This is a genomic window from Streptomyces sp. NPDC023157 (assembly GCF_055560575.1).
The window spans coordinates 1-23181 of sequence record NZ_JBVHIL010000015.1; the positions used below are offsets into that span (position 1 = coordinate 1).

A 23181-nucleotide genomic window follows, 5' to 3' on the forward strand; every position below is an offset into this window, starting at 1 on the left:
CCGGCGGACAGGAGAGCGAGCAGTGCTGCAGGGACACGGAGCCCCGGCGAGGCAAGCCCCGCAGCTCCTGCCAGTCCGGCGAGCACTGCGGCCGGCGTACAAGTGGACGTGCACCACCTCGTACGGATGAGAGTGCACCAAAGCTGCTCGGGCGGTGGGCCGCGGTGCCCGCGTCGTGGATGAGACGCACTGGAACGGCCTTCCCACGGGAGCCGGACGCCGCGTCACGGCAGGCGGAGAACTCCCCGCACCCCGGCGGAAGGAAGGTCAGGATCCCGGGCCGGGGTCACTGATGGCGTTGCTGAACCGGTCCGCCGCCACCCAGGTCGAGGTCGGCCGCCGACCGCTGTCGGTCTATGACGAGCTGACCGGCACCCGGCCTTTCACCACCCACCCGAGCACGGAGGAATCGTCTTGAGCGAGCTGGTCTCCACCCGCATCCGCAGCACGGCCGGCAAGCTGGGCCTGCCCCACCTGGCCGAGAGCCTGGCCCAGTACGCGCAGCGGGCTGATGAGGCCAAGCTCGGCTACCTCGACTTCATCGACCTGGTGTTGTCCGAAGAGCTCGCCGTCCGTGAGGACCGCCGTTTCCGCACTGGCCTGCGGACCTCGAAACTGCCGCACCACAAGACACTTGAGGACTACGACTTCTCGTTCCAGCCCGAGCTCGACCCGCGCAAGGTCAAGGACCTCGCCACCCTTTCGTTCGTCGAGTCCAAGGCCAACGCGGCCCTGCTCGGGCCGCCCGGCGTGGGCAAGACCCATATCGCCGTCGCCCTGGCGGTCGCGGCCTGCCGGGCCGGCTACTCGATCTACTTCACCAGCCTCGACGACATGGTCCGCAACCTCAAGGCCGCCGAGGCAGCGGGGCGGCTGACCAACAAGCTCGGCAGCTATCTGCGGCCGGCTGTTCTCGTGCTGGACGAGGTGGGCTACCAGCCTCTCGACCGCGACGAGGCCAATCTGGTGTTCCAGGTGATCTCCAAGCGTTACGAGCGGGGCTCGATCATCCTCACCTCGAACAAGGCGTTCAGCGAGTGGGGCGAGTTCTTCGGCGACGAAGTCCTGGCCACCGCCATCCTCGACCGTCTCCTGCACCACTGCGGTGTCATCTCCATCAACGGCCCCAGCTACCGGCTCAAGAACCGGCTCGCCGCCATCGAACGAGACCAGGACGACGCGGCCTAATCGTTCGGCTGGTCGACAATGAGGGCATGGACGTCCCCGAGCTGCTCGAATCAGCTTCCCTGCTGGTTCCGGAAGATACCGCCACCGAGAACGACATCACGGTGCGAGACATCTGGGACTACCTCGTCCACGACGAGTGGGAGATCGCCCTGGGGCTGCTGGAGGAACTCGGGGCCGCTCGCTCGCTCCCTCTGACGTTCTGGGAGAAGCTCGCCGAAGCGGCTGGGCAGCTCCGGCTTGAGCGGAGCGCGGCCTGGTGTCATTGGCGGTGCTCCGAGATCCGCAACGGCGTGATCCGGGCGGATCTGACGCTCCGCGCTGCCGCCGAGGCGCGACGCACGACGCCAATCCACTCCGGCGTTCTGCGACCGATGTGGGACATCGGACACCTCTCACCCACCGGTGGACGTTCGGTCAGCATCGCCGCGCTCTGGGTTGAGAACATGCCCATTCTGGAGCCCGGCGGGCGAGCCACGGTTCGCCTCGTGCCTCTGACTCCCGCCCACTGGATGCACGTCCAGGCTGGCCAGCAGATCACCATGCACGAGGACCGAACCGTCGCCGGCACCGCTGTCATCCTGGAGGTTCACCCTCCTGCCACCTCCATGCCCACGCGATGACGTGGCTGGCTCACAGCCTCCCTGCTGGTGCACGTATCTCCGTACTTGGTGGAGCACTCACAGGAGTACGCCGACAACTGCGGCCGGAAAGCCGAGCGCAATGTCCGTCACGCCCCACATGACCACACGTTTGTGGGCAGCGCGTTCCAGACGCTCCGCTTCGATCAGCAGGCGTTCGGCTTCGGCCCGGACCGGCGTCATGTGCCCTTGTGAGTCGCCTTTGTGCTGCTTGTCGTCTTCAGCCACGGACTTGAGAGTCTCATCGAGGCGTTCGGTCGATGGCAAGGATCACCGTGCCAGGCGAGCAAGTCGTTCCTTGGCACTAATGGCTGCGCATGGGCGTGAGTTTCACCGGAGAGCGCGACATCCTGACATCGTCCGCAACGCGCTCACCGTCTCCCTACAGCGCACTGGGAGTCAGCGTGAGAATGACACGGTCGTTCGTCACTCATGTCAGCGCCAGATCGTCAGGGCCTGTCAGTACTAATCATCAGGTCACTAGGGCTAGAGCGCTGCCACCCAGATGCCGACTCCTAACTGACACTCCCCCGCAGACCATCAGGGAAGGGGTCGGGGGGAAGGGCCCGAAGAATAAGTGCTGACTGCTCGCCAAATACCCCACCCAAAAACCCGCATGATACAAAATCACCCCACCCACAGAAACACACCCTGACACCCCGCCAAAAACTCAGCAAGAAGCCGAAGATGACGGACCAACGGAAACTGCACGACAAAGCACAATACAGGCGGATACAGAAACCGCATAAGACGCGATAGAGAGATCGCATCGCGCTAAATGCGGAAACTGAATAGGGCTGGATGCAGAAACCGCAAACATCCGGAGCACAGGGTCCGAGGCATGGGCGCGGGCGGGGACCAACCCGCCGGCCTTGCGCGATCCCGACCGCAACCAGGAAACCAAGACCACCCCGGCCAGGGGCCGGCTGCTCGGCGAGCCACTCGAAGGTGACCTCCTCCTCGCCGCGCCGCTTCTCCAGTTCCTCGATGCCACGGTCGGTGAAGTACATGGGGTGCTCCGACGGATGAGGCCAGGGGCTTTGAGATGCACAGAGCAGGAGCGGACGAAGCTCCGGGAGCGGCCCGGGCATCGTCGGATCACCCCACCCGATCCCCGTCTACTGGGGCACGGCTTCTTCATCGCCCCGGGCTGGGTGCTGACGTGTGTCCTGACATGCAAGCCACCCCGGAGTCAGGAAGACCGTTCCTTTGCCGTCCTGTACGACCATCCCGATCCACCGCAGAACATCCCAGGTCAGGGCCACCACGGCCGTCAGTTTGGGAGTCGGCAAGGCATTCAACTTGCCCTCAGGATGGAGGCCTTGCGGGGCTACCCACCAAGCCGCCAATGCATGGCACCTACTGGAGGACCACTGTGCCCATCTCGATCGACCCGATGCTCGTGCTGCCCCTGCTGGCCGGCATCGTCGGCATTGCCCTCGTGGCCATCGTCTGCATCGTCGCCCTGCTCCGCGCCGACCGCGCCGACACCGTCGCCGTCATCAAGGCCCTACCCGAACTTGCCGCAACACTCCTACGGCTCCGCCGACGACCCCAGCGGTGACGTCCAGGAGCTCATCGACCCGAACCCCTGGAGCTCGTTGTGAGTCCGCCAGAACGGCCGCCGCCCGCCCCGACCCGGCGAGACCACGGCAGGACGAGCGGCTGGCGCCCCAGTGTGATCTCTCGGTTCTGTGTCAGTGCGCCACCTGCACGAATACCGCCCCGTGTGGAGGTCTGCACGCTCGTCGGTGGTGGCGACGCCGAACGAGCGACGCGGCGCGGGTGCTCACAGGGCGGTGTGACGATATCGGGCTGGGGCCCGCGCTCCTGGAGAGAGGGCAGGCCCCAGTTTGTGCGGGGTGCTGCTACCGGCGCTAGACGGTCAGGGGGTGTCCGAGGGCGACGGCCATGAGCATGTCGGGGTTGAGGACGGCGTAGGAGCGGTTCGCCCTGCCCTTGCCCGAGGAGGCGATCACCTCGTGCTTGCGCAGGGCGCTCATGCTCTTCTCCACGGAGGCCAGGCTGAGGCCGAGGGCGTCGGCCAGGTCCTTCTGGGTGGGGCCGTGAATGGCCCCTTGGGCCCTGACCTTGTAGATGACGTTGAAGGTGTCGTGCTGACGGGCGAGGTACTGGATGAGCTCGGCGACGCGGGCGAGGGTGGGCCGCTGGTCGAGTCCGTAGACCGTCTCCTGGATGGCGAGGCGGTCGGCCAGGACGTGGTGGAGCATCCGCTGCACGGTCAGGTCGCGCATGGCCCAGCTGCGCAGGACGTCCCGGTCGATGCGGAGGAACGTCGTGGTGGACAGGGCGTCGGTCCGGGAGCGGGTGACGGTGGGCGGGGCGTCGCGGAAGACGTCCAGGTCCCCGAGCCACCAGTTGCTCGCCCACAGCCGGAAGCCGTCACTGACGACACCGGACATGATCACGTCCACGTAGCCGGCGCCGCGCCGTGAGCTCCTGAGGGGGCCGGCCGGGGCGAGGTGGAGGTAGCTTCCGTCGGCGAGGGCCGTGGCGGCGGTGGCGTTGGCCCCCAGCTCCTGGAAGTAGCGGGCCATCCGCGCCGTACCGGGACGGGTGTGCGTGCGCGCGGCCCTGGGGGTTCGCTCGCGTACCCGGTGTTCGATGCCGGAGAGGCGCATCACGGGCTCCACCAGGTTGGGCACGTACTCGACGGGCCCCGCGGGGCGGATGTGACCCATATCGGGAGGGCTGGAAGGAGGGGTGGACATGTCAGATCCCCCTCCCAGCGCGGTGCTTGAGCGGGGTGCCGCCGACGAGCTGCGGGGCGGCGGCCGCCGGGGGCGCGGCCGGCTTGGGGGCAGACTGCGGCGGCTCGGCGAGGATGCGCACGATGGCCGCGATGAGACCGCCCATCGCGATGAGGACGGCGGCGATGCGCACGGGCGTGGGCTTGAGGTGGAAGACCCGTGTAGCCAGCGACGCCGAAGACGATCAGGAAGAGCACTGCCACGGTGACGAGTGCAGGCATGGACAAGTAGACCCCATGGGGTTGAGGGGCGGTCGACTGCTCGGCTGTCCTTCCCTGGCGAGGGGGGACAGCCGAGCCCGACGTGGAGTCGGAGACCGCCAGATTGAACTCTTCGAACTTCAGGCACGGGTCGTTGAGGGGTCCTCTACGACCAGTTGTCCGAGGACTCTACCGACACATCGGACAGCCGCCCAACAACCCGTAGGCGTACGGGAATACAAGCGGATTCAGGTGTTCCGGAGACCTCTGCCGCAGACCTGTACACAACGTGACGGATTGAACACAGAACATGTTTTCCCGGGCCAAATAACCCCTACTTTTACGGGCTATCGGCCCCGGGCCGCTGGCAACCCGTAAAACTGAGGCATAACCAGTGGGTAGAGACGGTTACATACTGCGTGCTGGACATGGGCCTTGAACTCGCCTGGACTTCGGCATCATCGGGCATTCCGGAGGGTGGCTCCCTCCGGAAGCCCGATACAAAGCACCATGGAGGGCCCCACCGTCACGGTGGGGCTCTTCCTGTTTCCCCTGGTCAGCGAACCGGAGAAGCCGTTCTTCGGGAAGAACAGCTTCCCGTCCTGCAGGCTCGTCGCCCTCGTCGAAGACCAGGTCCATCTCCTTGTAGATGAGCTTGCAGGTCTCGTGCACCCGAAGCGGGCGCCGTCCCCGGGGCCGACGGCCTGTCAGGCGCACCGGTTCTTCTCGGGAACCCGCCCCCCGCTTCGGTTGCACGCGGACCACTCTGCGCTCGGGCCTGGCACTGGTGCGCCGGACCTGAGCAATCTCTAGGGCAGCGCGTGCCGTGCCACTGGCTCCCACCGTCCTGTGTGGTGGGCGACGGGCTGGTGGAGGTCGTCGGCGAGGAGGTGGGCGAGGAGGATGCCGGTCGCGCGGCGGCTGAGGGTGCGGGCGGCGCCGATGAGGCGTGGGTGCTGGTCGGCGGGCATCGAGAGGGCGAGGCTGGAGGCCCGGCGGGGCAGGCCGAGGGAGTAGGCGACGCAGAGATCGGTGTCGGCGTATTCGAGGAGGTCGAACTGGGCGGCGTGGGGGCCGTCGGTGTCGAGGTGGTGGAAGAGAGCGCGTTCGTCGGTGATGGTGCGGTCGGTCAGCTGGATGAACGGGTAGCGGCTGAGGTGGTCCATGCGCGAAGCGAAGGTCTGCTGGGCCAGCAGGCTCTTGCCGACGGCGTTAGCGTGGGCGCTCAGACCGAACGGGGTCTGCTCGTTGACGGCGGGTGCGGTGTCGCTGGAGGAGGCCTCCTGGATGACGATCTCGCCGTCGGTGTAGGAGCTGATGTAGACGGCGGCGCCGAGCTCGTCACGGAGCTCGGCGAGGGTCTTGGTGAGCAGGGAGCCGCGGGTGAGGCTCGTCATGAGCTCGCCGGGGTAGTGGATCCCGTCGCGGGACTCGAGGAATCTCTGCTCGCGCAGCCAGTGGAGCATCTGAACGACGAGACTCAGGGCGGCCCCGGTGCGGCGGGCGAGGGTGCGGGTGTCGATGCCGTCCGGCCCGATGAGCTGAAGCAGGTCCCGAGCCCGCCGGGTGATCTGCCACTTCTCCGGTACGGCCGCGGGCAGAGATGCGGGGCGGGCGAGTTGGTTCAGGCTGGCGGGGCGCAGAGCGCTGGCCGACCACAGGGAGGAGCCTCTTGGCAGGATCAGGCCGTGCCCGCGGGACGGCTCCTCCTGCAGTTCGGGAAGTGGCAGTGACAGGCCGACGGGGACGGAATGCATATGGGCCCTGCGGACGGCGGGGTCGTCCTCGGTGCGTGGGGGTGGGCTCTCCATCGTGGGCAGGACGGGCGCGGACACCAGGACCAGGTCGGAGAGTCCGGTCCCCGTCTCCGTCTGCGCGGGTGCTGCGGGGGGCGTGTCGTACGGCTCTGCCTCGGCTTCCTCGTACGGCACCGCCTCAGCCTGTGCCGATGTCTCACGGGGCGCGTCGGCGGCCGTCTGTGTGCTGGGGTTCTCGGGGGGCGGGGCGGTTGCTGCGGTGGAGCGGGTCAGGTGGTCGCGGACCTCGTCGAAGAAGAGCTCGTCCTCGGGCCTCGGCCTCTCCCCTGCCGCATGCGCGTCGTCCGGCGCTTGCAGGAGGCGGCGGGCGTCGTCGTGCCCGAGCAGGGCCGCTTCGGCGAGGAGGAAGCGTGCGTCCTGTTCCCATTCCTCGCCTTCGCGCAGTGTGATCACGGCCAGGCGGAACAGGGCGCCGGGGTGGCCGGCGGCTGCGGCGGCGCCCAGCCAGTCGACCGCGGGGGCGAGCTCGTCCCGCTGCAGCGCCTTCGATCCGAGGCGGTAGAGCGAGTTCGCCCGCTGCCGGGCTTCGACCGTGAGAGGCGAGAGGCGGTCCAGGGGGCCGAAGTCGCCGTCGGGCCGGTCCCAGAAGTCCGGCAGTCCCTGCAACTGCCTGCGGAGGGCGAGGAGCCCGCCAGCAGATTCGGGCGCAGGGCTGCTGCCGGCGCCGTTGTCCTCGCTGAAGCGGCGCACCGCCGTCACCCATCCTTCTTCTCTACGCGTCGTGTCTGCTTGCGATGGCCGTCTCGGATGTGTTTGCCCAGCTTGCCGCGCAGCTCACCGACGACGCGTGAGCGGTCCTTGTGCAGCCGGAGCCTGTCTATGCCGAGCGCGGTGGCGATGTCGGCGTCTTCGAGGCCCTGGCTCTGCAGCTGGACGATCTTGCGGCGCTGGGTGCGGGGCATCGCGTCGATCATCGGGATGACGAGCCGTTCCAGGAGTTCGGCGTCATCGGCGGACACCCGAGGCGGCGGGACTGTGGCCACGAGGTCGCTGTCGTAGAGGACCTGGTGGCGCTGCAAGTTGCGCATCGCGTCCTTGGCCAGGTTCCGCGAGGCGGTCCTGAGGTAGGCGGGCAGCTTCTTCACCGAGTCCAGGTCGCCGGTGGCGGCCTTGGCCGCGACCTTGTCGTAGGCCTCCTGCGCGATGTCCTCGCACGACGCCCGCGACAGCGCCGGCCCGTACATGTTGAACAGGATCCGTGGCTCCGCCGCGATGAACACGGTGTAGCCGTCCAGCAGGTGCTGCTCCACCTCGTTCAGGGAGGGCCGCACGGTCATATCGCCGCTTACCACGGGCCGTTCTCCTTCACCGAGCCCAGCCCCGCACCAGTCCCGGTGGGGACGAAGACCGAGATCTCCACCTGCGCGCCGGGCAGGACGGTGATCTGGACGCCGGCAGGAACCGGGCCGGGAGCCGGGGAAGGTTCGGCGTCGGCGGGCCCGGGCTCCAGCGCGGTCCCGGCCCGGTACGACCGACGGTCCCACCACATCTGGACCACGGCGGCCGCAGTCTGCACCGCCGCCACCGCGACCGCGGCGAGCTCGGACACAGCCAAGCACGACGTCATGGGCTTGATCTCCATCATGAGAAACGGGGGGGCGCATCACGCGCCTTCGCCCCACCCGACGATCCCGACCCCCCGTTTATCCTCCGCGCGACCGAACATTTCCTCAGATGATCAGATCCGTCCCAGTCGCTTCCCGACGCGACATGACCGTGAAGACGGGACACAGCAAGCCCTGGCCCGCGTGCGGACGCGGAACACGGCGGACGATCGCTGTCCGCGCCGGGACGCCCTCACGTTCGAGAAGCTGTCTGTGCCCGCACCCGGGGAAGGGTGCGGGCACACGGGACGGGGCGGGTCAGCCGATGACCTGGAGGGTCAGGTTCTTGGGCCAGTGGGCCTGGTTGAGGCGGGAAAACAGATCCCTGATGTCCTTCGGCGTGATCTTGATGCAGCCCCAGGACTGGTAGTCGATGTCGCCATCCCACCGGTAGAGGTTGTCGGCGCCCTGGACGTACACCGGGTTCTGCGCGCCGTTTTGGAGCATCTCGCTGTGGATGAAGAGCTGGGTGCGCTTGACCGGCTTCTGGCCGCGCTTGGGCGTGCAGGTCTTGTCTTCGAGATGGATGGCGTAGCCCCTGATCCCCTTGCTGAGCCAGCTGCCGTGGTTGGTCTCGTGTCCCTTGATCTTGTAGGTGCCGCTGGGCAGCCAGCCCTTGCCGCTGGCACACTCGTTCTTGCTGCCGAGTCCGGAGCCGGAGCGGTAGGTCTTGAGCACCCTGCCGTCGCGGACGAGGGAGAGCGTCGAGTACATCGGGTGCTTGTGGTTCTTGGTGAACTTCAGGGAGTAGCCGCGGGGAGTCCGCGGCTTGGGGGCGGGCCTGGCTGCGGGGGATCCGGTGCGCAGGGCGTTCCAGGTCTTCGGTCCGACGATGCCGTCGATCGTCAGGTGGGCCCGCTTCTGGAAGGCGCTGACGGCGGTCCGCGTGTTCTTGCCGAAGACACCGTCGACGGCGACCGTGTGGCCGCGGGCGGTGAGGAGGCGCTGGAGGGTAGCGACGGCGGGGCCCTTGCTGCCGGTGCGGAGGACCGCGCTGTGGGTGGCGGTGCCGGCCTGGGTGGAGCGGGCGGCGGCGGTGTCGGGGGCCTCGGCGGCGCCGGCAATGGTGACGCCCGCGACGGCGAGCGTGGTGAGGGCCGTGGTCCAAAGGGCGCGAAGGGAGCGGTTCATTGCGGGGTGTCCTTCTCGGTGTGGGAGTGGGGCCGCGCCCGGGCAGGGCGCGGCGGGGAGGTGCGGTCGGGGTTACTTCCAGGCGCAGTGGATGTGCGTGTCGTGGCCGCTGTCGCCGGGGCCGCGGACTTCGGTGGCGCCGAGCTGGCGGCAGATGTCCATGACCCGCTTGTGGGGTGCGCCGCTGCCGACGTGCTTGCCGTTGATCACGTTGGCGTCGAAGGCGAGGCCGCGGTAGTGGCGGGAGTTCTTGCTGTGTGAGCCGCCGGCGAACTCGGAGATGTTCAGCCGGTATCCGTGCTTGTCGTGCAGGGTGATCAGCGCCCGGAGCATCCGGGGGTCGAGCTGGACGCGCTTGTAGCCGACGTGGCTGTTGCGGCTGGTGGCGGCGCTGCCGCCATTGGCCATGTCGTGGATGTTCCGGGAGGCGGTGGAGGGCGCGTCGACGGTCTTCACGTGGCTGGTGGCGTAGGTGATGCCGCGCTTGGTCAGGAGCTGGCGGGCCAGGGCGGCTGCGCTGGTGGCGGGCTTGGTGGTGCCCGGCTTGGGCTTGGCCGGGGCGGAGACCGTGATCAGGGCGTTCCAGGTCCTGGCGTCGACGATGCCGTTGCCCTTCAGGCCGGCTCGCTTCTGGAGACGGGTGACAGCGCTGGTGGTGTCCTTGCCGAAGACGCCATCGACCTTGATGCCGAGCTGGACCTGGACCGCCTTGACCGCCGCCCCCTTCGCACCCGAGCCGAGCCTGACGGTCGTCAGCTTGGTCCAGGTCCTCGCCCCGACGACGCCGTCGACCTTCAGACCGGCACGCTTCTGGAACCGGCCGACAGCCCCTGCAGTCCTCTTGCCGAAGATGCCGTCCGCCTCCACCGCGTAACCGTGGAAGGTGAGCAGGTGCTGGAGGGTGCGCACGTCCGTGCCGCGGGAGCCGACGCGCAGCTTCGGCCAGACGCCGGTCCTGGCCGTGGCGGTGGCGTGGGTGGCGCCGCGGGCGGTGTGCTTGGTGGAGGCGTTCGCCTCGTCGCCGGCCGTGTTCACCGCGCCGAGCGCGCCGCCGGCGAGGAGCACGGCCGCGAGGCCCTGGAGGAGCAGGTTCCTGACGTTCTTACGCATGTCTGTCCTCGTTCGTGTGTGGTGGCCGTGCCGCTCGTGGCATGGCATGGGGTGGTGTGCCGTCCTGCTGGGCGGCGCCGTCGAGGTGAAGAGTTGGCGTACCGCCGTTCCTTTGGAAGTCGGACCCGCGTTCCTTGCGTTCCTGGCGTTCCGGTGTTCCGGCGTTCCTGTTGGGCAAGGCCCTGACCTGGTGAAACGGGGGCCTGGAGGCGGGGATGGCGGGGCCTGTTGCCGGCGATGTGGCGGGCCGGAAGCGTCGGTCCCTGTCCAGGGCAGGGGGTGATGTCCGGGCTGCTGGAGGGGGCTGCGGAGGAAGCGGGGCGTCACCGGGGGCGGATACGCCGACCGCCCCCGGCGGAGGCTGCCGGGGGCGGGTCGGGGTGTGGGTGGGTCAGTTGACGTAGAGGGTCAGGTTCTTGGGCCAGCGGGCCTGGTCGAGGCGCTTGAAGAGGTCCTTGATGTCGGCGGGGGTGAGCTTGATGCAGCCGAGGGACTTGTAGTCGTCTGCGCCCTCCCAGCGGTCGGCGTCGTCACGGTTGGGGTTGTCCTTGCCCTGGCTCGCGGTGCGGGTCATCTCGCTGTGGATGAACAGCTCGGTGCGCAGGACCTTCTTCTGCTTCGTGCCGGCCTTGGGACGGCAGGGCTTGTCGGGGAGCTGGATTGCGTAGCCGTCGATCGCGTTGCCGTCGCGGTTGGTGAAGTGGGCCTGCACCTTGTAGGTGCCGCTGGGCAGCCATCCCTTGCCCGAGGCGCACTCGTCCCGGTTGTTCATGCCGGAGCCGGCACGCCAGGACTTGAGGGTCTTGCCGTCGCGGACGAGGGAGAGCTTGGAGGAGGTGGGGTGCTCCCAGTTCTTGTCGAACTTCAGGGAGTAGCCCTTGATGGACGGCTTGACGGAGGAGTCGGTGATCAGGGCGTTCCATGTCCTGGCGTCGACGATGCCGTTGCCGGGGAGGTTCTTCTTGGTCTGGAGGCGGGTGACGGCGCTGGTGGTGTTCTTGCCGAAAACGCCGTCGACGTTGATGCCGAGCTGGACCTGGACCGCCTTGACCGCCGGCCCCTTCGCACCCGAGCCGAGCCTGACAGTGGTCAGCTTGGTCCAGGTCATCGCCCCGACGACGCCGTCGACCTTCAGACCGGCACGCTTCTGGAACCGGCTCACAGCGCCTGCGGTCTTCTTGCCGTACACGCCGTCCGCCTCGACCGCGTAGCCGCGGGAGGCGAGCAGGTGCTGGACGGTGAACACGTCCATGCCCCGGGAACCGACCTGCAGCTTCGGCCACACGCCGGTGACGGCCCTGCCCTCACTGGTGGTTGCGCCGGCACCGGTGTGAGGGGCTGTGGAGGCGTTCGCCTCGTCGCCGGTCGTGTTCACCGCGCCGAGGGCGCCGCCGGCGAGGAGCACGGCCGCGAGGCCCTGGAGGAGCAGGTTCCTGACGTTCTTACGCATCTTCATCCTCACTCACGTGGCCCACGTTCCCACTGGTCAGGGAGACGTGGAGGGTGCTTCGCCGTCCTTGTGGGCGGCGCTGACGAGGTGAAGATTCGGGGTACCGGCGTTCCATCGGTAGCCTGATCCACTGTTCCAGCCGTTCCGCCTGTTCCACCTGTTCCAAGAGGAATTTGACCTGCGGAAACGAAGGGTCTGGAACACGCGGATTCCATGATCGTGTCGAGGGAGACGCGTGGTGTCCGAGGACGAGGGCCGCCCAAGAGGTACGCAGTTGGCGGAGGTCGAGGCCCTACGGGCCGCACTGGTCCAGCTCAGGGAGGAGCAGGGGCTGTCTCTGACCGTTCTGGCCCGCGACAGCTACATCTCCCGGTCGACCTGGAACCGGGTACTGCAGGGGACGTCGTTCCCGCCCCGCAAGGAGATCGAACGGCTCAGCAGGCGCCCCACCTTGAAGGCGCAGCATTTGGTGGGCCTGTGGGAGGCCGCCGACGCGGCCATCAAGCGGGCTGAAGGCAAGGGGGCCCCTGCAGACAGCGGCTTGGCCGGGTCTCGGCCGCAGACGGCTGAAGGCCGTCCGGCTGCCGTGACGGGGACGGCGGCTTCAGCGGCGGGCAGCGCTTCTGGTCCTCTTCTGCTGCCTGATGCTGTCCTCGGCGCCGAAAACGAGGGGGACGGGGCGCGAGGATCAGCCCCGGCGCGGCCGGCGCCGGTCCTCGCGCCTGGCCACGCGACGTCGGCCGGTATCAGTGCCGTCCCGCCCGTTCCCGTCGACGAGCCGACTCTGTCCGGCCCACCGGCGTCGCACGCTCCTGGGCCGTCCGAACGGGACGCACCGGACCTGGGCGCAGGCGTTCCATCTGTTCCAGCCGGCGTTCCAGCAGATCAGGCTGCCCCCGCTACCCCCGCCACCACGACGCCGACGGGGGACGGTGCCGTCGGGCGGTTGCCCGGCGCCTCCACCACATCGGAGACGGCGAAGGCCCCGGGCGCCACCCAACAGAGCGTGACGGCGGCTCAGCCGGCCATGCCCGCACAGGCCTCAGCGGGATCTGCGAGCCAGGACATCGGGATCGTCCAGGCCACTGCGGTGCCGGCGCCGGCCACCAAGACCGGGAGGGCAGCCAAGCTGCTGATCACCCTCCTGGCACTCACCGTGGTCCTCCTCATCGGCCGGTTCGCCGCCCTGCCCGACCACGACAAGAGCGACACCGCCGCGCCCGGGCCCACCAGCAAGTCACAACCCGGCACCGAGGACACGGCCGGGGGCAGCGACACGATCGCCGATAGCCCGGCCGGGGCCACGACAGCCGGACCGGACGACAAACCCGACGGAAAGCAGAACGACCAGCCTCAAGACGGCCCGTCGGCCGGCCCCGGTACCACCACTCCCCCCGCCCACCGGACACCACCGGGCAAGACACCCCCCTCGTCCCCGGCCACCACCTCAGCCCCGCCACCCGCGGCAGGAACGACGCCCCCTCCCCCGCCCGCCACAGCGCCGGCGACAACCGCCCAGCTCGGCGCGGAAGGACGCGCCGCGTGCGCGCACTACCGGCCCAACCGCCGCGTGGTCCTGGCCCAGGGCATGGTCGGCACCAACGTGGGCCAGGCCCAGTGCCTGCTCAACCACAACTACGACTACAACCTGGACGAGGACAGCACGTTCGGGCCCGCGACCACCGCCGCCGTGAAAACGGTCCAGCGCTGTTCCGGTATCAAGGCCGACGGTCAGGTCGGCCCCGACACCTGGAAATACCTCGACTACCCGAAACCCGGCTGCGGACACTGACACCCACCCCGGCTGCGCCCCTCACCTCGCAAGGCGAGGGGCGCAGCCGTTCGCACGCGCCGGGCAGCAGCACCGTTTCTTCCGGTGATCTTGTTCCCCCAAACGGCTCGCCACCTGCCGCAATCCCCTGCGCCGTGGGGCGTCGGGCCGGTATGCCTGCGGTCATGATCAAGAACACGATGCGCGGTTTCGCCGCGCTCTCCCTTGCCCTGACCCCGCTCGCGCTCCCCCACACCGCACTCGCCGCGCCGAAGGCGCGGCCGCGGCCGAAGCGCTTCCCCTGGGCGAGGCGACCGTGCGGCGGGTGATGCCGGAGCCGCCGCCGGCCGACGTCGCACGGGCCGAGCTCGAAGGGCTGACTGTCGAGGCGCCGCACTCGATGGCCGGGTACAGCCGGGCGAAGTTCCCGCACTGGGCCTCGCAGGACAGCGCCTGCGACACCCGCGAGGTCGTGCTGCAGCGCGACGGCCAGGACGTCGTCCAGGACGACCAGTGCCGTGCCGTGTCCGGGACCTGGTGGAGCGAGTACGACGGGAAGGTGCTCACCGCCGCGAGCCAGGTCGACATCGACCACATGGTGCCGCTCGCTGCCGGCTGGCGCGCCGGCGCCGACCTGTGGGACACCCCGCGGCGGAAGCCTTCGCGAACGACTTGCAGCATTCGCAGCTGATCGCGGTCTCCGCCGCGTCGAACCGGTCCAAGGGCGACCAGACCCCCGACCTGTGGAAGCCGCCGCTGCGGGCCTACTGGTGCACCTACTCGCGGGCATGGATCGACGTGAAGCACGTCTACCAGCTCAACGTCACCGAGAACGAGAAGACCGCGCTGCACGAGATGCTCAACACCTGCGACGCCGCCTGATGACCAGCCCGGAGCCGGCGGTGTGCCAGGACGAGGTCACCGCCGGCCCCGGTGGCGCCATGACCGTCGAAGTCGGCGTCATCACCGGCGACCTCACCATCCGCACCAGCCGCCGCCCCGACCAGCTCGTCGACGTCGCCGTCCAGTACACCGGCGCGGACGAGTGGTACACCCTCACCGGCAGCCCCGCCCCAGTCCCGGTCGGCGCCCTGACCGACTTCCACACCACCGTCCTCGCCGCCGTCACGCAAGGCAGCGGAGCCGAAGTTCCCCGCTAGCGCGGCGGGGGCGGTTGTCTCCCGCTGCCGAACGCTGCCCTGCGACGTGAACAGAGCCAGCGGTGGCCCTGAACGTGGGTCGCAGGGCCTGGTCAAGGCTTCCTCAGCTTCGACTCGACCTGCCGTTTTCGCAGTCGGGAGCCGATCGCGGTGAACAGGTCGGCTGCTCGCCCCGCTGTTCAGGGGTGTCTCCTCCCTGGCCCTGGAGCAAAAGGACGAGGAGGGTCACGACGATGGCGCCGACGGTGATGGGTGTCGCCAGTTCCTTCCACTTGTGGGCCGCGTATGCAGCCAGGAGGCCGACCAGGAGCAAGACAATGACGTCCAGGTCGAGGTGCCAGGTGTTCATCCATGTGCCCTTCGGCTCGGGCCTGCTCGCCGCACTGTCCAGGTGGGGGCGAGCAGGCTCTGCTGAGAGCCCCAGGCGGGAGTGCCGAGAGCCCTGCACTCCTGAGGGAGAGGTGCAGGGCTCCTGACAAGCGAAAGAGCCCGCACCTCTCCTTAAGGAGTGGTGTCGGACTCAGAACTCGCGGGGCGAGCTACAAAGATGATCCGGTCGCTGGAGGGGGTCCACAATTTTCCGCCGCAGTTTCGTCATTGACGAAACTGCGGTTAATTGGGCGGCCCCTCCAGGGATGCGGCGTGGAGCTTGTACTGCACCACGGTGAGCAGGGACTTGAGCTCGGCCTCAAGGTCCTGGAGCTCCTTGACGGAGCCTCGGGTCCTCGTTGAGTGGAGGTCGTCGCGAAGGTCAGCCAGGCGAGCAGTGACGGCTGCGACCTGGGACCAGGCACGGTAGTCGTCGTACTTGCGTTGCTGGTTGGCGCCTTGTCTGCAGCTGGGTGAGCAGTACAGCGGCGGCCGGCCGGTCGCGGCTCGGGGAGCGAAGCTCTCACCGCAGTGGGCACAGGGGCGGTCTTCGCCAGGCTGGTACGGGGCCGTGTGCTTCCGTCTCGCTCTGCGCTGGCAGGCTTCCGAGCAGTAGAGCCGCGGTCGCCCGCGACCGCGTTCGGGTGGATAGGAATCTATCCACGTGTTCTCCAGGCATTCGGGACATGTTTCAAGAAAAGGGTTACGGTCTGCCTCGTTGTCGGCCACAGCCTCAACGTACTGACATCGCGTAGCCAGCCGTCAGCCTCGGGTCGGGCCCGTGGGGAGCGGGCCAGGCGGCTGATCAGTCGAGGCCGTCCTGAAAGCCGCGCAGGAGCGGGGTGAACTCGGCAGCAGCGCCGCACAGCGAGCACAGGCGGACCAAGGGCTTCTCCGCGAGCGTCAGGGCCTAGGCGGTTTCGTTTGGATCAGGGGGGCGGGTGATGGCGGTCGTCCGTGGGTGGCACTCTGGGGCGATGAGACCTTGGGACACCGCCGCCGAGGACGACCTGCGGCGTCTGCTCAATGAGTGGGATCCGATCGACGTCGCTGACGATGTGCAGGACGAGTACGACTGCATGCTGGCTCCTCTGCTCCAGCGGCTTCGTTCCGGCGCCGACCGGGCCGCGATCGGTGAGTTCCTGCGGCACGAGCTGGAAGATCATTTCGGTCTCGACCCTCTGGGCCTGCGGCCAGACATCATGGCCGCCCGAGTGATCAACTGGTGGACTTCGACCAGCCCGGCTGGTGACGTGGCCGGTGCATAGCCGCTCCCTTCCGATCGTCTGATCGTTGGTCCGGGTGTGCCGTTGACTGACGCGCAGTGGGCGCGGATCGAACCGTTGCTGCCGGACCGGACACCGAAGCGGGGTGGCCGGTGGCGCGATCACCGCGAAGTGATCGACGCGATCGCGTGGAAATTCCAGACCGGGTCGCAGTGGGTGCACCTGCCCGAGAAGTACGGCAACTGGCGAGGCGTCTACAACCGGCTGCGGATGTGGGCCCTCGACGGCAACTGGGAGCGGGTGTTCACCGCTCTGATAGCGCAGGCCGACGCCGAAGAAGACCTGGATTGGGTTGTCTCGGTGGACTCCACGATCGTTCGTGCTCACCAGCACGCGGCCGGGGCCCGCAAAAAGGGGCCCCGGCGGGTGAACCGGACGACCACGCCATCGGCAGGTCCCGCGGCGGACTGACCACGAAGATCCATCTCGCGGCCGACGGCGCCTGCCGGCCGCTGGCCTTCCACCTCACAGGCGGACAAGCCGGCGACGCGCCCGCCTTCCCAGACGTGATGGCCCGCCTCCGCGTTCCCCGCCCGCTCGGCCGCCCCCGGACCCGGCCAGAGGTCGTCCTGGCCGACAAGGCGTATTCGTCTCGCGCCATTCGCGAGCACCTGCGAAGGCGCGGGATCCGGGCAGTGATCCCTGTCCCCGCGGACCAGCGCGGCCACCGGCTGCGGCGCGGCCGCATGGGCGGCCGACCACCTGCCTTCGACCGCGAGGCATACAAACAGCGCAACACGGTCGAACGATGCATCAACCGCCTCAAGCAGTGGCGCGGCATCGCTACCCGCTACGAGAAGACAGCAACCGTCTACCTGGCTGGGCTGCACATCGCGGGCATCTTCCTCTGGTCCGCGAGGTGATCCAAACGAAACCCCCTAGCCCCGGGTGTCAGATGCCGGGGTAGGCGATGGCGAGCACGGTGAGCGTTGAGGTGGCGTGGCCGCAGAGACTGACGGCAGTGACGTGCCCGCGGGCAACGGTCCGGATGATGCCGTCGTCCTCGCCGTACGGCTCGGAGTGCCCGAGCGGGTCCTCCTGCGCATCGACCAGGCACACGGCTAGGCAGTTTCTCTCGGATCATCGCGCTGACCAGATGAGGATGGCTGCGACGTGGAGTCCGGCCAGGTAGATGGTGGCGGTCTTCTCGTAGCGGGTGGCAATTCCTCGCCACTGTTTGAGGCGGTTGATGCATCGCTCGACGGTATTGCGCTGCTTGTATGCCTCGCGGTCGAAGGCGGGCGGCCGGCCGCCGTGGCTGCCCCGACGGAGCCGGTAGCCCTGCTGGTCGGCCGGGACCGGGATGACCGTCCGAATCCCGCGCCGTCGCAGGTGTTCGCGGATGGCCCGGGAGGAGTACGCCTTGTCGGCCAGAACCATGTCGGGCCGAATCCGGGGACGCCCGACACGGCGGGGGACGCGCAGTCGCGCTATCACTTCAGTGAAGGCGGGCGCGTCGCCGGCCTGTCCGGCAGTAAGCACGAAAGCCAGCGGCCGACAGTTGCCGTCGGCGGCGAGGTGGATCCTCGTACTCAGCCCGCCGCGGGAACGGCCGATGGCGTGGTCCGCTGGCTCGCCGGGTGGAGCCCCCTTTTTTGGGCTCCAGGCGCATGCTGATGTGCCCGAACGACCGTGGAGTCGACGGATACCACCCAGCTCAGGTCCTCATCGGCGTCCGCCTGGCCCAGCAGAGTGGTGAACAATCGCTCCCAGGTCCCGTCGATCGCCCAATTCCGCAGACGGCTGTAGGCACCTTTCCTCGAACCGAACTCCGCGGGCAGATCCATCCACGGAGATCCAGTCCGGTACTTCCAGGCGATCGCGTCGATCACCTGCCGGTGATCACGCCACCTTCCCCCTCGGCGGGGAGTCCGGGTCGGCAACAGGGGCTCGATCCTGGCCCACTGGGCGTCGGTCAACACGCTCAATACAACGAGGGGCCACCTGTGCCGCAACGACTCAGAACCCAGCCATGGACTTGTCAAGCACTCCGCCCAGCGCACCGTAGACGCTGCAGCGAACCGAGTGCTTCGCCCTGCGACGCAGCGCGAACCCCACGATGAACGACAACGCGAAGAGACCGCCGAGAACCGTCGCTACGAGCGGGTTGTAGACGAAGTACACGAAGCACGCGACTCCGGCCCAGACCAGGACGGGCAGGAGCGAGCCGCGCAGCACCGTCCCGAACCTGATCCGTTCCGGCCCCGACTGCAGCACTCGTTCTTGCCACACCTCGATGTGGTTCCTGGTCACACACTGCTCAGGTCGCATGAAGCCATCACACCACCAACAGCTCGGGGCTAGCGCAGTGATCCGTAAGAAACTGCCTAGGTCCCGGCGCGCACGGTCGGGGAGCTGCTTGTGCTGTCGAAGACGTCGGCGGGGAAGGAGAGACGGTAGGTCACGCCGCGCCCTGCCCACGCTGGTCGCGGGGGCCGGCATCGCGCAGCACGTCGGCGGTCCGGTCGTCCGTGGCCACGTCCTCGGGGAGCCGGCCAGCGAACTTCTCTGCGATGCGGGCGGACTCGATGAGGTGGGCGGAGCTGCGGAGCGTCTCCGCGGCGGCCGCCCAGCGGTCCAGGACGGCGGGCAGCTCGTCGATCGGGGTGAGGTTCACGTCGGCGAGGAGCTGCTGGCGGGAGGCGGAGTGCGGCAGGGCGTGGTGGAGCCGGTCCACCGTCCATGTGTCACGTGCCGTCACGTCTGCCTCCCCGGGGGCGAGCTTGCCGATGTGGATCGAGCCCCTTCACTGGAATCGAGGGCCCTCCTACCCTCCGCCCGGCAGGATGCGCACGTGCAGACAGCGATCGACTTCATCAAGGACAACCCGGAGGCGTTCGCGGCGCTTGTCGCGGCGCTTGGCATCTTCGGGGGCATCGCGGGCAACTGGATATCCGCGGCGGTCCAGGCAGCCGGAGGCAAGGATCAAGCGAATGCCGCCCTGAACGCCGCGCGGATCGCGGTTGAGGCCCAGCAGGCCGCAGCACTGCGTGAAGACCGGAAGGCCGAGGTGGCGGCCTTCGTACGCAGTGCTCGCAGGCTAGCGATAGATCTCTATCGGATGGACCAGGAGCGCCGGTTCGATACAACCGTGAGCGAGATCTGGGAGGAGCTGGGCCAGTGCTTTGGGCAGCTCGAGCTCGTTGCACCGGAACGTGTCCGGAAGCTCGCCGAGAAGGCTCTCTGGGCGGCGGGTAGGGCCAAGGAAATTGCGGTTACCCACGCCAAGGGTAGGCAGATAAGAGAAGCTCTGGAAGCAGCTGCCAATGACGGAGACTATGAGCGGGCGCAAGCAGCGCGGGTGTCGCTGCTCCGGCTTAGAGACCTTCGTGAGGCTGTCGAAGACGGTGCCCGTGGCGCGGAGACACACGGCCTTGAGACCGCCGCCAGCAACGCGCTTAGCCACATCACCTGGCTCGACGAAGAGGAATATGACCTCCTTATGGTGGACGCGACCATTCCCCCGTTGGCTCCGGCGGCCTCAGTCGACGACATCAGGATCGCTGTGCAAGAACTGATCACGGAAGCTCGCCAGATGCTAGGAGCAGACGCCGAACTGGTCGGTGGCACCCCTCAGCATTCAGCCGACTGAGGCACGCCACCGGATGCCCTCACCGCGCGACGCAGCCCCAGTCCGACCAAGGCCTGGAGTCCGACAGGCAGCTACCGCCGCTGCGGGCTCCGCGCCTCTGCGCACGTCTTGTGGGACGGTGCGCCCTCTTCATCCCTCAGGTTCGTGAGTCTGGAGCAGTGCCTGCACGGCTGTGCCTCCGGCAACCAGTGCTTGCTCGCCCCCCCAGTCCAGAAGTCGTTCTGCCACCTGATTCTGAGCGCTTGGCTGCCGCGGGACCACGGGAGCGGCAGCAGCTGAAGCAGGAGCTGCGATGCCCGGCCTCCACCGCGGCGGCACCGGCGGCACCGTCACCGTCGGCTTGGCGGCCGGTAGCGGCACGGCTGGCGCATCCACCACCGGCGGTGGAGGAGGCGAAGGTCGGAGGGACGGCCACGAGCCGACGGGACGCGCCGGCTGGGTGGGGATCAAGGGACGCTGCGTTCGAGTAGCCGCCGAGTCGCCAGGGACGTCGTCGTCCGCCGTCGGCGATGGGCGGCACGTCGGCGGTCGGTGGCTGGCACGGTGCGGTGCCTCCCGCTCGTCCTCCGGCTCCACCGCCGGCAGCACGGGCCGGCCAGCGTTGTGATCTGCCAGCCGATCACGGTCTTCCTCCGTCACCCAGAACCGGAGAGTCTTGGAGCCCACTAACTGGTCGTTTCAGAATGAGTCTGACCGAGCGCTTCAGTTGGCACTTGTGCAGCTGAGTTGGCACCTTGGCCCCTGGCCTTGTGCATGCAGCAGATCCGGTCGGGCGTAGGAGTGGGTGGATGAGCGCAGATGTGGAGCGGGAGTGCTGGGCAATGCGACCCGGAGTCGGTGTGGGTCCGTTGCACTTTGGGATGTCTCCAGCCGAGGTTGCCAAGGCACTGCTGGTCTCTGGACTGCCGGAACGGGTCGGTGGTCCGTATGAGCAGGAGGACTTTCCGGATGGGGTGAAGGCGTTCTACGAGGCGGGCAGGCTCGCCTGCGTCGCGCTGGATGCGGTCACCGGTCCGCAAGTCTTCCTGTCTGGCTTCCCGCTGGCAGGGAGCGATCCCGAGCAGGGCCATCAGTTCCTGCTGGACCACGCTGCGGAGCATGGAAACTGGGTGCTTTACACGCCCGACGACTCGGTTTCCCTGACTGATCTCGGGCTTCTTCTGCGTTCGCAACTGGTCGGGGAAGCCCGCCTCACGCGCCCGCTCTTTGTGAAGGAGGAGTGGCTGGAGTCGCAGTACTTCCGAGACCACCTCCCGCTGGAGGCTGTGCCAGGCTGAGCGCGAGATAAGCCGTGGGTCTTGTGCTCGACAATCTTGGTCAGCAGAGTCCAAGGTGCGTGCTGATCTTGTCCCAGATGACCTGTGGGAGCGGGTGGCCCCGCTGCTGCCGCCCACTCCCGAACGGCGCCGTCGCCACCCCGGGCGGCTGCGCGTTCCCGACCGAGTGGCGCTCGCCGGCGTCATGTACGTGCTGCGGACCGGTGTTGCCTGGCGGGACGTTCCGGCGGAGACCGTGGGCTGCTCCGGTGTGACGGCCTGGCGTCGGCTGCGGGACTGGACCGAGGCAGGCGTCTGGCCACGCCTGCACACCGCCCTGTTGGCCGAGCTTCACCGCGCCGGCCTACTGGACCTGGACGACTGCTCTGTGGACGGATCGCACGTCCGGGCTCTCAAAGGGGGATCATGTCGGCCCCTCGCCCGTCGACCGTGCCCGCCCCGGCTCCAAGCACCATCTGATTGTCGACCGACACGGAACCCCGCTCGCCGTCACGCTCACCGGCGGCAACCGGCACGATGTCACCCAGCTCCTGCCGCTGCTGGACGCCGTCCCGCCGGTCCGAGGACTGCGGGGACGTCCCCGCCGCAAACCCCGGCGTCTGTATGCCGACCGGGGCTACGACTTCGACAAGTATCGCCGCCTGCTGTGGAAACGCGGCATCAAACCCCTGATCGCCCGACGCGGCGTCGCCCACGGCTCCGGACTGGGCAAAGTGCGCTGGGTGGTCGAGCGCGCATTCGCCTGGCTGCACCAGTTCAAACGGCTCCGCACCCGCTACGAACGACGCGCGGAGCTCCATCAGGGTCTGCTCGACCTGGCCTGCAGCCTCATATGCCTCCGCCGCCTCCGGAACTCATTCTGAAACGATCAGTAAGGCCCGACAGCACGAGCCCGGCCTCCTCTGCGAGCTCCCGCTCGATCGTCGCCTCCAGCCTCTCGTCGCCCACGTCCCGCGTCACTGCGGCAGTTCGGATGAGTCCGCCACGTCCTCGTCGGAGATGCCGGTGCACGTGGCGGGCCCCGCTGGTGATCGGTTCCGTGGGCCTCACCAAGGTGTCCTGGAGCACCTTTCCGGTGGCCGCTTCGACGACGCCGAGCTCGATCGTCTGCCCGTACAGGTCGGTGGTCTCGGTGCCCAGGACGACCGCGGCGCCGGGCTTCAGGAGCTGCCTGGCCCAGCGGGTGATCCTGCCCCACGTCGGGCACAGGGTGATCTCGCTGGGCGTAGGAGCCGACGAGCGGGTCGGCGGCGAGCTCCGCGCGGACCGTCTGCTTCGTCGGGCCATCCTCGGCGCGGGCCCAGTCCAGCTCCCACCCGCCCGAATACGGGGAGTGCCACGCCAACACCGTCGTGCCGTGGCGGTCGGCGAGCTCCTGGCAGAAAGTCCTTCACTGCGGCGGCGGGGGGGCGAGCTTGGCTTCTGGTCGGTCGAGTTCGCTCACGTCTTCGCCGCGACAGGCGATGATCTGCTGGTCAGGCTCCAGTCCAATCGCCTCGGCACCGCTCAGGAAGAGCTTCCGGGCGGGCGCTGGCTTGTGGCATGCCAGTCAGGTGAGGAGGGTGGCGAAGGCCGCGGTGATGGCGGTAGCGAGTGTGAGGGCGGCGGTGAAGGCGATGGCAGCACGGGTGACGGCAGCGGGGTAGGTGGCGCCGTCCATGCGGGCGAGGAATGCGGCGCCGGCGGCGGCCAGCAGCGCGAGCACGGTGACCAGGACGGTGGTGAGCAGTACGACAGCGACGTTCACGGCAGATTTCCTTCACGGGAGGTGATGCTGACGTGCACGAAGGTCGAGGAATCGGTGTTCGCCGTGGTTC

28 protein-coding genes and 2 pseudogenes are annotated in these 23181 nt (G+C 68.4%); 14 read left to right on the forward strand and 16 right to left on the reverse strand.

The features are described 5' to 3' along the window. Nucleotides 1-292: 292 nt before the first annotated feature. Genes ACZ3ZE_RS35700 through ACZ3ZE_RS35710 form a run of 3 tightly spaced genes read left to right on the forward strand, consistent with a single transcriptional unit; the run spans nt 293 to nt 1808 of the window. Nucleotides 293-418, forward strand: a complete 126-nt coding sequence (locus tag ACZ3ZE_RS35700) for a hypothetical protein (RefSeq protein ID WP_467261981.1) — start codon at nt 293-295, stop codon at nt 416-418. Further along, on the forward strand, nt 415-1188 hold the full coding sequence (gene istB / locus ACZ3ZE_RS35705) for an IS21-like element helper ATPase IstB (protein WP_467261983.1): 774 nt from the start codon (nt 415-417) through the stop codon (nt 1186-1188). Before ACZ3ZE_RS35700 ends, istB begins: the two co-directional genes overlap by 4 nt. 26 nt (nt 1189-1214) lie before the next feature. After that, nucleotides 1215-1808 carry a hypothetical protein gene (locus ACZ3ZE_RS35710; protein ID WP_467261985.1) on the forward strand — a complete coding sequence of 198 codons (594 nt, stop codon included), beginning with the start codon at nt 1215-1217 and terminating at the stop codon, nt 1806-1808. Nucleotides 1809-1865: 57 nt separating this feature from the next. Here ACZ3ZE_RS35710 and ACZ3ZE_RS35715 read toward each other — a convergent pair whose 3' ends face one another. Continuing rightward, nucleotides 1866-2054, reverse strand: a complete 189-nt coding sequence (locus tag ACZ3ZE_RS35715; protein WP_467261987.1) for a hypothetical protein — start codon at nt 2052-2054, stop codon at nt 1866-1868. 698 nt (nt 2055-2752) lie between these two features. Continuing rightward, nucleotides 2753-2836, reverse strand: a pseudogene (locus tag ACZ3ZE_RS35720) (DUF6104 family protein); the annotation flags it as partial. Between the two features lie 365 nt (nt 2837-3201). On the opposite strand from ACZ3ZE_RS35720, the gene ACZ3ZE_RS35725 reads away from it, so the two are divergent. After that, entirely contained in the window at nt 3202-3390 is a 189-nt protein-coding gene (locus ACZ3ZE_RS35725) for a hypothetical protein (protein ID WP_467261989.1), read from the forward strand. A 313-nt stretch (nt 3391-3703) separates the two neighbouring features. Here ACZ3ZE_RS35725 and ACZ3ZE_RS35730 read toward each other — a convergent pair whose 3' ends face one another. From ACZ3ZE_RS35730 to ACZ3ZE_RS35765, 8 genes are all read right to left on the reverse strand, one after another. Further along, complete coding sequence (locus tag ACZ3ZE_RS35730; protein WP_467261991.1) at nt 3704-4528, reverse strand: Crp/Fnr family transcriptional regulator; 825 nt, start codon at nt 4526-4528, stop codon at nt 3704-3706. A 31-nt stretch (nt 4529-4559) separates the two neighbouring features. Then, nucleotides 4560-4730, reverse strand: coding sequence for a hypothetical protein (locus ACZ3ZE_RS35735; protein ID WP_467261993.1), 171 nt, complete (start codon nt 4728-4730; stop codon nt 4560-4562). 876 nt (nt 4731-5606) lie between these two features. Then, a complete protein-coding gene (locus ACZ3ZE_RS35740; RefSeq protein ID WP_467261995.1) occupies nt 5607-7313 on the reverse strand; it encodes an IclR family transcriptional regulator domain-containing protein in 1707 nt (568 codons plus the stop codon). Further along, entirely contained in the window at nt 7310-7906 is a 597-nt protein-coding gene (locus ACZ3ZE_RS35745; RefSeq protein WP_467261997.1) for an RNA polymerase sigma factor, read from the reverse strand. Before ACZ3ZE_RS35745 ends, ACZ3ZE_RS35740 begins: the two co-directional genes overlap by 4 nt. After that, nucleotides 7900-8169 (reverse strand): hypothetical protein, encoded by a 270-nt coding sequence (locus ACZ3ZE_RS35750; protein WP_467261999.1) that lies wholly within the window; start codon nt 8167-8169, stop codon nt 7900-7902. The genes ACZ3ZE_RS35745 and ACZ3ZE_RS35750 overlap by 7 nt, the downstream gene beginning before the upstream one ends. 307 nt (nt 8170-8476) lie before the next feature. Beyond that, a complete protein-coding gene (locus ACZ3ZE_RS35755; RefSeq protein WP_467262001.1) occupies nt 8477-9349 on the reverse strand; it encodes a L,D-transpeptidase family protein in 873 nt (290 codons plus the stop codon). A 72-nt stretch (nt 9350-9421) separates the two neighbouring features. Then, nucleotides 9422-10459, reverse strand: coding sequence for a peptidoglycan-binding domain-containing protein (locus ACZ3ZE_RS35760; protein ID WP_467262003.1), 1038 nt, complete (start codon nt 10457-10459; stop codon nt 9422-9424). 391 nt (nt 10460-10850) lie between these two features. Continuing rightward, the gene (locus ACZ3ZE_RS35765) at nt 10851-11909 is read right to left on the reverse strand and encodes a peptidoglycan-binding domain-containing protein (RefSeq protein ID WP_467262005.1); all 1059 of its coding nucleotides are present in this window, start codon (nt 11907-11909) and stop codon (nt 10851-10853) included. Between the two features lie 238 nt (nt 11910-12147). Between ACZ3ZE_RS35765 and ACZ3ZE_RS35770 the strand changes: the two genes are divergently transcribed. The 4 genes and pseudogenes from ACZ3ZE_RS35770 (at nt 12148) to ACZ3ZE_RS35785 (ending at nt 14840) form a co-directional block, all read left to right on the forward strand. Further along, a complete protein-coding gene (locus ACZ3ZE_RS35770; RefSeq protein ID WP_467262007.1) occupies nt 12148-13701 on the forward strand; it encodes a peptidoglycan-binding protein in 1554 nt (517 codons plus the stop codon). Between the two features lie 164 nt (nt 13702-13865). Continuing rightward, nucleotides 13866-14009: a hypothetical protein gene (locus ACZ3ZE_RS35775; protein ID WP_467262009.1), complete on the forward strand. Its 144-nt coding sequence runs from the start codon at nt 13866-13868 to the stop codon at nt 14007-14009. Then, a pseudogene (locus ACZ3ZE_RS35780) lies at nt 14009-14562 on the forward strand (GmrSD restriction endonuclease domain-containing protein). The gene ACZ3ZE_RS35775 and the pseudogene ACZ3ZE_RS35780 overlap by 1 nt, the downstream one beginning before the upstream one ends. Continuing rightward, on the forward strand, nt 14562-14840 hold the full coding sequence (locus ACZ3ZE_RS35785; protein WP_467262011.1) for a hypothetical protein: 279 nt from the start codon (nt 14562-14564) through the stop codon (nt 14838-14840). The pseudogene ACZ3ZE_RS35780 and the gene ACZ3ZE_RS35785 overlap by 1 nt, the downstream one beginning before the upstream one ends. A 103-nt stretch (nt 14841-14943) precedes the next feature. Here the strand turns inward: ACZ3ZE_RS35785 and ACZ3ZE_RS35790 are convergent, their stop codons facing one another. Further along, nucleotides 14944-15189, reverse strand: coding sequence for a hypothetical protein (locus ACZ3ZE_RS35790; RefSeq protein ID WP_467262013.1), 246 nt, complete (start codon nt 15187-15189; stop codon nt 14944-14946). Between the two features lie 997 nt (nt 15190-16186). On the opposite strand from ACZ3ZE_RS35790, the gene ACZ3ZE_RS35795 reads away from it, so the two are divergent. From ACZ3ZE_RS35795 to ACZ3ZE_RS35805, 3 genes are all read left to right on the forward strand, one after another. Continuing rightward, nucleotides 16187-16477, forward strand: coding sequence for a hypothetical protein (locus tag ACZ3ZE_RS35795; protein WP_361176275.1), 291 nt, complete (start codon nt 16187-16189; stop codon nt 16475-16477). 36 nt (nt 16478-16513) lie between these two features. Beyond that, a protein-coding gene (locus ACZ3ZE_RS35800) for an IS5 family transposase (protein ID WP_442304761.1) occupies nt 16514-17358 on the forward strand; the annotation gives its coding sequence in 2 pieces (ribosomal slippage) (nt 16514-16870 and nt 16873-17358; 843 coding nt in all). 76 nt (nt 17359-17434) lie between these two features. Further along, nucleotides 17435-17560 (forward strand): hypothetical protein, encoded by a 126-nt coding sequence (locus tag ACZ3ZE_RS35805; protein WP_467262015.1) that lies wholly within the window; start codon nt 17435-17437, stop codon nt 17558-17560. A 15-nt stretch (nt 17561-17575) separates the two neighbouring features. Here ACZ3ZE_RS35805 and ACZ3ZE_RS35810 read toward each other — a convergent pair. The 3 genes from ACZ3ZE_RS35810 to ACZ3ZE_RS35820 all read right to left on the reverse strand — a co-directional run bounded on the left by ACZ3ZE_RS35810 (nt 17576) and on the right by ACZ3ZE_RS35820 (nt 19196). Then, nucleotides 17576-18423 (reverse strand): IS5 family transposase gene (locus ACZ3ZE_RS35810; protein ID WP_467262017.1). Its coding sequence is split into 2 segments (ribosomal slippage): nt 17576-18093 and nt 18093-18423, totalling 849 coding nucleotides; the frame shifts between segments, so codons are not numbered across the junction. A 31-nt stretch (nt 18424-18454) separates the two neighbouring features. Further along, complete coding sequence (locus tag ACZ3ZE_RS35815; RefSeq protein ID WP_467262019.1) at nt 18455-18766, reverse strand: hypothetical protein; 312 nt, start codon at nt 18764-18766, stop codon at nt 18455-18457. 130 nt (nt 18767-18896) lie between these two features. Further along, complete coding sequence (locus tag ACZ3ZE_RS35820; protein WP_467262021.1) at nt 18897-19196, reverse strand: hypothetical protein; 300 nt, start codon at nt 19194-19196, stop codon at nt 18897-18899. Between the two features lie 93 nt (nt 19197-19289). On the opposite strand from ACZ3ZE_RS35820, the gene ACZ3ZE_RS35825 reads away from it, so the two are divergent. From ACZ3ZE_RS35825 to ACZ3ZE_RS35835, 3 genes are all read left to right on the forward strand, one after another. Continuing rightward, nucleotides 19290-20087, forward strand: a complete 798-nt coding sequence (locus ACZ3ZE_RS35825; protein WP_467262023.1) for a hypothetical protein — start codon at nt 19290-19292, stop codon at nt 20085-20087. A 788-nt stretch (nt 20088-20875) separates the two neighbouring features. Next, on the forward strand, nt 20876-21364 hold the full coding sequence (locus ACZ3ZE_RS35830) for a hypothetical protein (RefSeq protein ID WP_467262025.1): 489 nt from the start codon (nt 20876-20878) through the stop codon (nt 21362-21364). 55 nt (nt 21365-21419) lie between these two features. Beyond that, nucleotides 21420-22227, forward strand: a protein-coding gene (locus tag ACZ3ZE_RS35835; RefSeq protein WP_467262027.1) for an IS5 family transposase whose coding sequence is annotated in 2 segments (ribosomal slippage) — nt 21420-21760 and nt 21759-22227 — 810 coding nt in all. Because the reading frame shifts where the segments join, the coding sequence is not laid out codon by codon here. Here ACZ3ZE_RS35835 and ACZ3ZE_RS35840 read toward each other — a convergent pair. Both ACZ3ZE_RS35840 and ACZ3ZE_RS35845 read right to left on the reverse strand, forming a co-directional pair. Further along, nucleotides 22193-22651: a hypothetical protein gene (locus tag ACZ3ZE_RS35840; protein ID WP_467262094.1), complete on the reverse strand. Its 459-nt coding sequence runs from the start codon at nt 22649-22651 to the stop codon at nt 22193-22195. The genes ACZ3ZE_RS35835 and ACZ3ZE_RS35840 overlap by 35 nt on opposite strands. A 262-nt stretch (nt 22652-22913) precedes the next feature. Next, complete coding sequence (locus ACZ3ZE_RS35845; protein WP_467262029.1) at nt 22914-23111, reverse strand: hypothetical protein; 198 nt, start codon at nt 23109-23111, stop codon at nt 22914-22916. Between the last annotated feature and the right edge of the window lie 70 nt (nt 23112-23181).

Coding starts and splice junctions, on each gene's coding strand:
- ACZ3ZE_RS35700 (WP_467261981.1), top strand. CDS start 293: ATGGCGTTGCTGAACCGGTCCGCCGCCACCCAGGTCGAGGTCGGCCGC.
- ACZ3ZE_RS35815 (WP_467262019.1), bottom strand. CDS start 18,766: ATGCGACCTGAGCAGTGTGTGACCAGGAACCACATCGAGGTGTGGCAA.
- ACZ3ZE_RS35790 (WP_467262013.1), bottom strand. CDS start 15,189: ATGAACACCTGGCACCTCGACCTGGACGTCATTGTCTTGCTCCTGGTC.
- ACZ3ZE_RS35785 (WP_467262011.1), top strand. CDS start 14,562: ATGACCAGCCCGGAGCCGGCGGTGTGCCAGGACGAGGTCACCGCCGGC.
- ACZ3ZE_RS35755 (WP_467262001.1), bottom strand. CDS start 9,349: ATGAACCGCTCCCTTCGCGCCCTTTGGACCACGGCCCTCACCACGCTC.
- ACZ3ZE_RS35795 (WP_361176275.1), top strand. CDS start 16,187: ATGAGACCTTGGGACACCGCCGCCGAGGACGACCTGCGGCGTCTGCTC.
- ACZ3ZE_RS35710 (WP_467261985.1), top strand. CDS start 1,215: ATGGACGTCCCCGAGCTGCTCGAATCAGCTTCCCTGCTGGTTCCGGAA.
- ACZ3ZE_RS35730 (WP_467261991.1), bottom strand. CDS start 4,528: ATGGGTCACATCCGCCCCGCGGGGCCCGTCGAGTACGTGCCCAACCTG.
- ACZ3ZE_RS35765 (WP_467262005.1), bottom strand. CDS start 11,909: ATGCGTAAGAACGTCAGGAACCTGCTCCTCCAGGGCCTCGCGGCCGTG.
- ACZ3ZE_RS35830 (WP_467262025.1), top strand. CDS start 20,876: ATGAGCGCAGATGTGGAGCGGGAGTGCTGGGCAATGCGACCCGGAGTC.
- ACZ3ZE_RS35775 (WP_467262009.1), top strand. CDS start 13,866: ATGATCAAGAACACGATGCGCGGTTTCGCCGCGCTCTCCCTTGCCCTG.
- ACZ3ZE_RS35760 (WP_467262003.1), bottom strand. CDS start 10,459: ATGCGTAAGAACGTCAGGAACCTGCTCCTCCAGGGCCTCGCGGCCGTG.
- ACZ3ZE_RS35840 (WP_467262094.1), bottom strand. CDS start 22,651: ATGGCCCGACGAAGCAGACGGTCCGCGCGGAGCTCGCCGCCGACCCGC.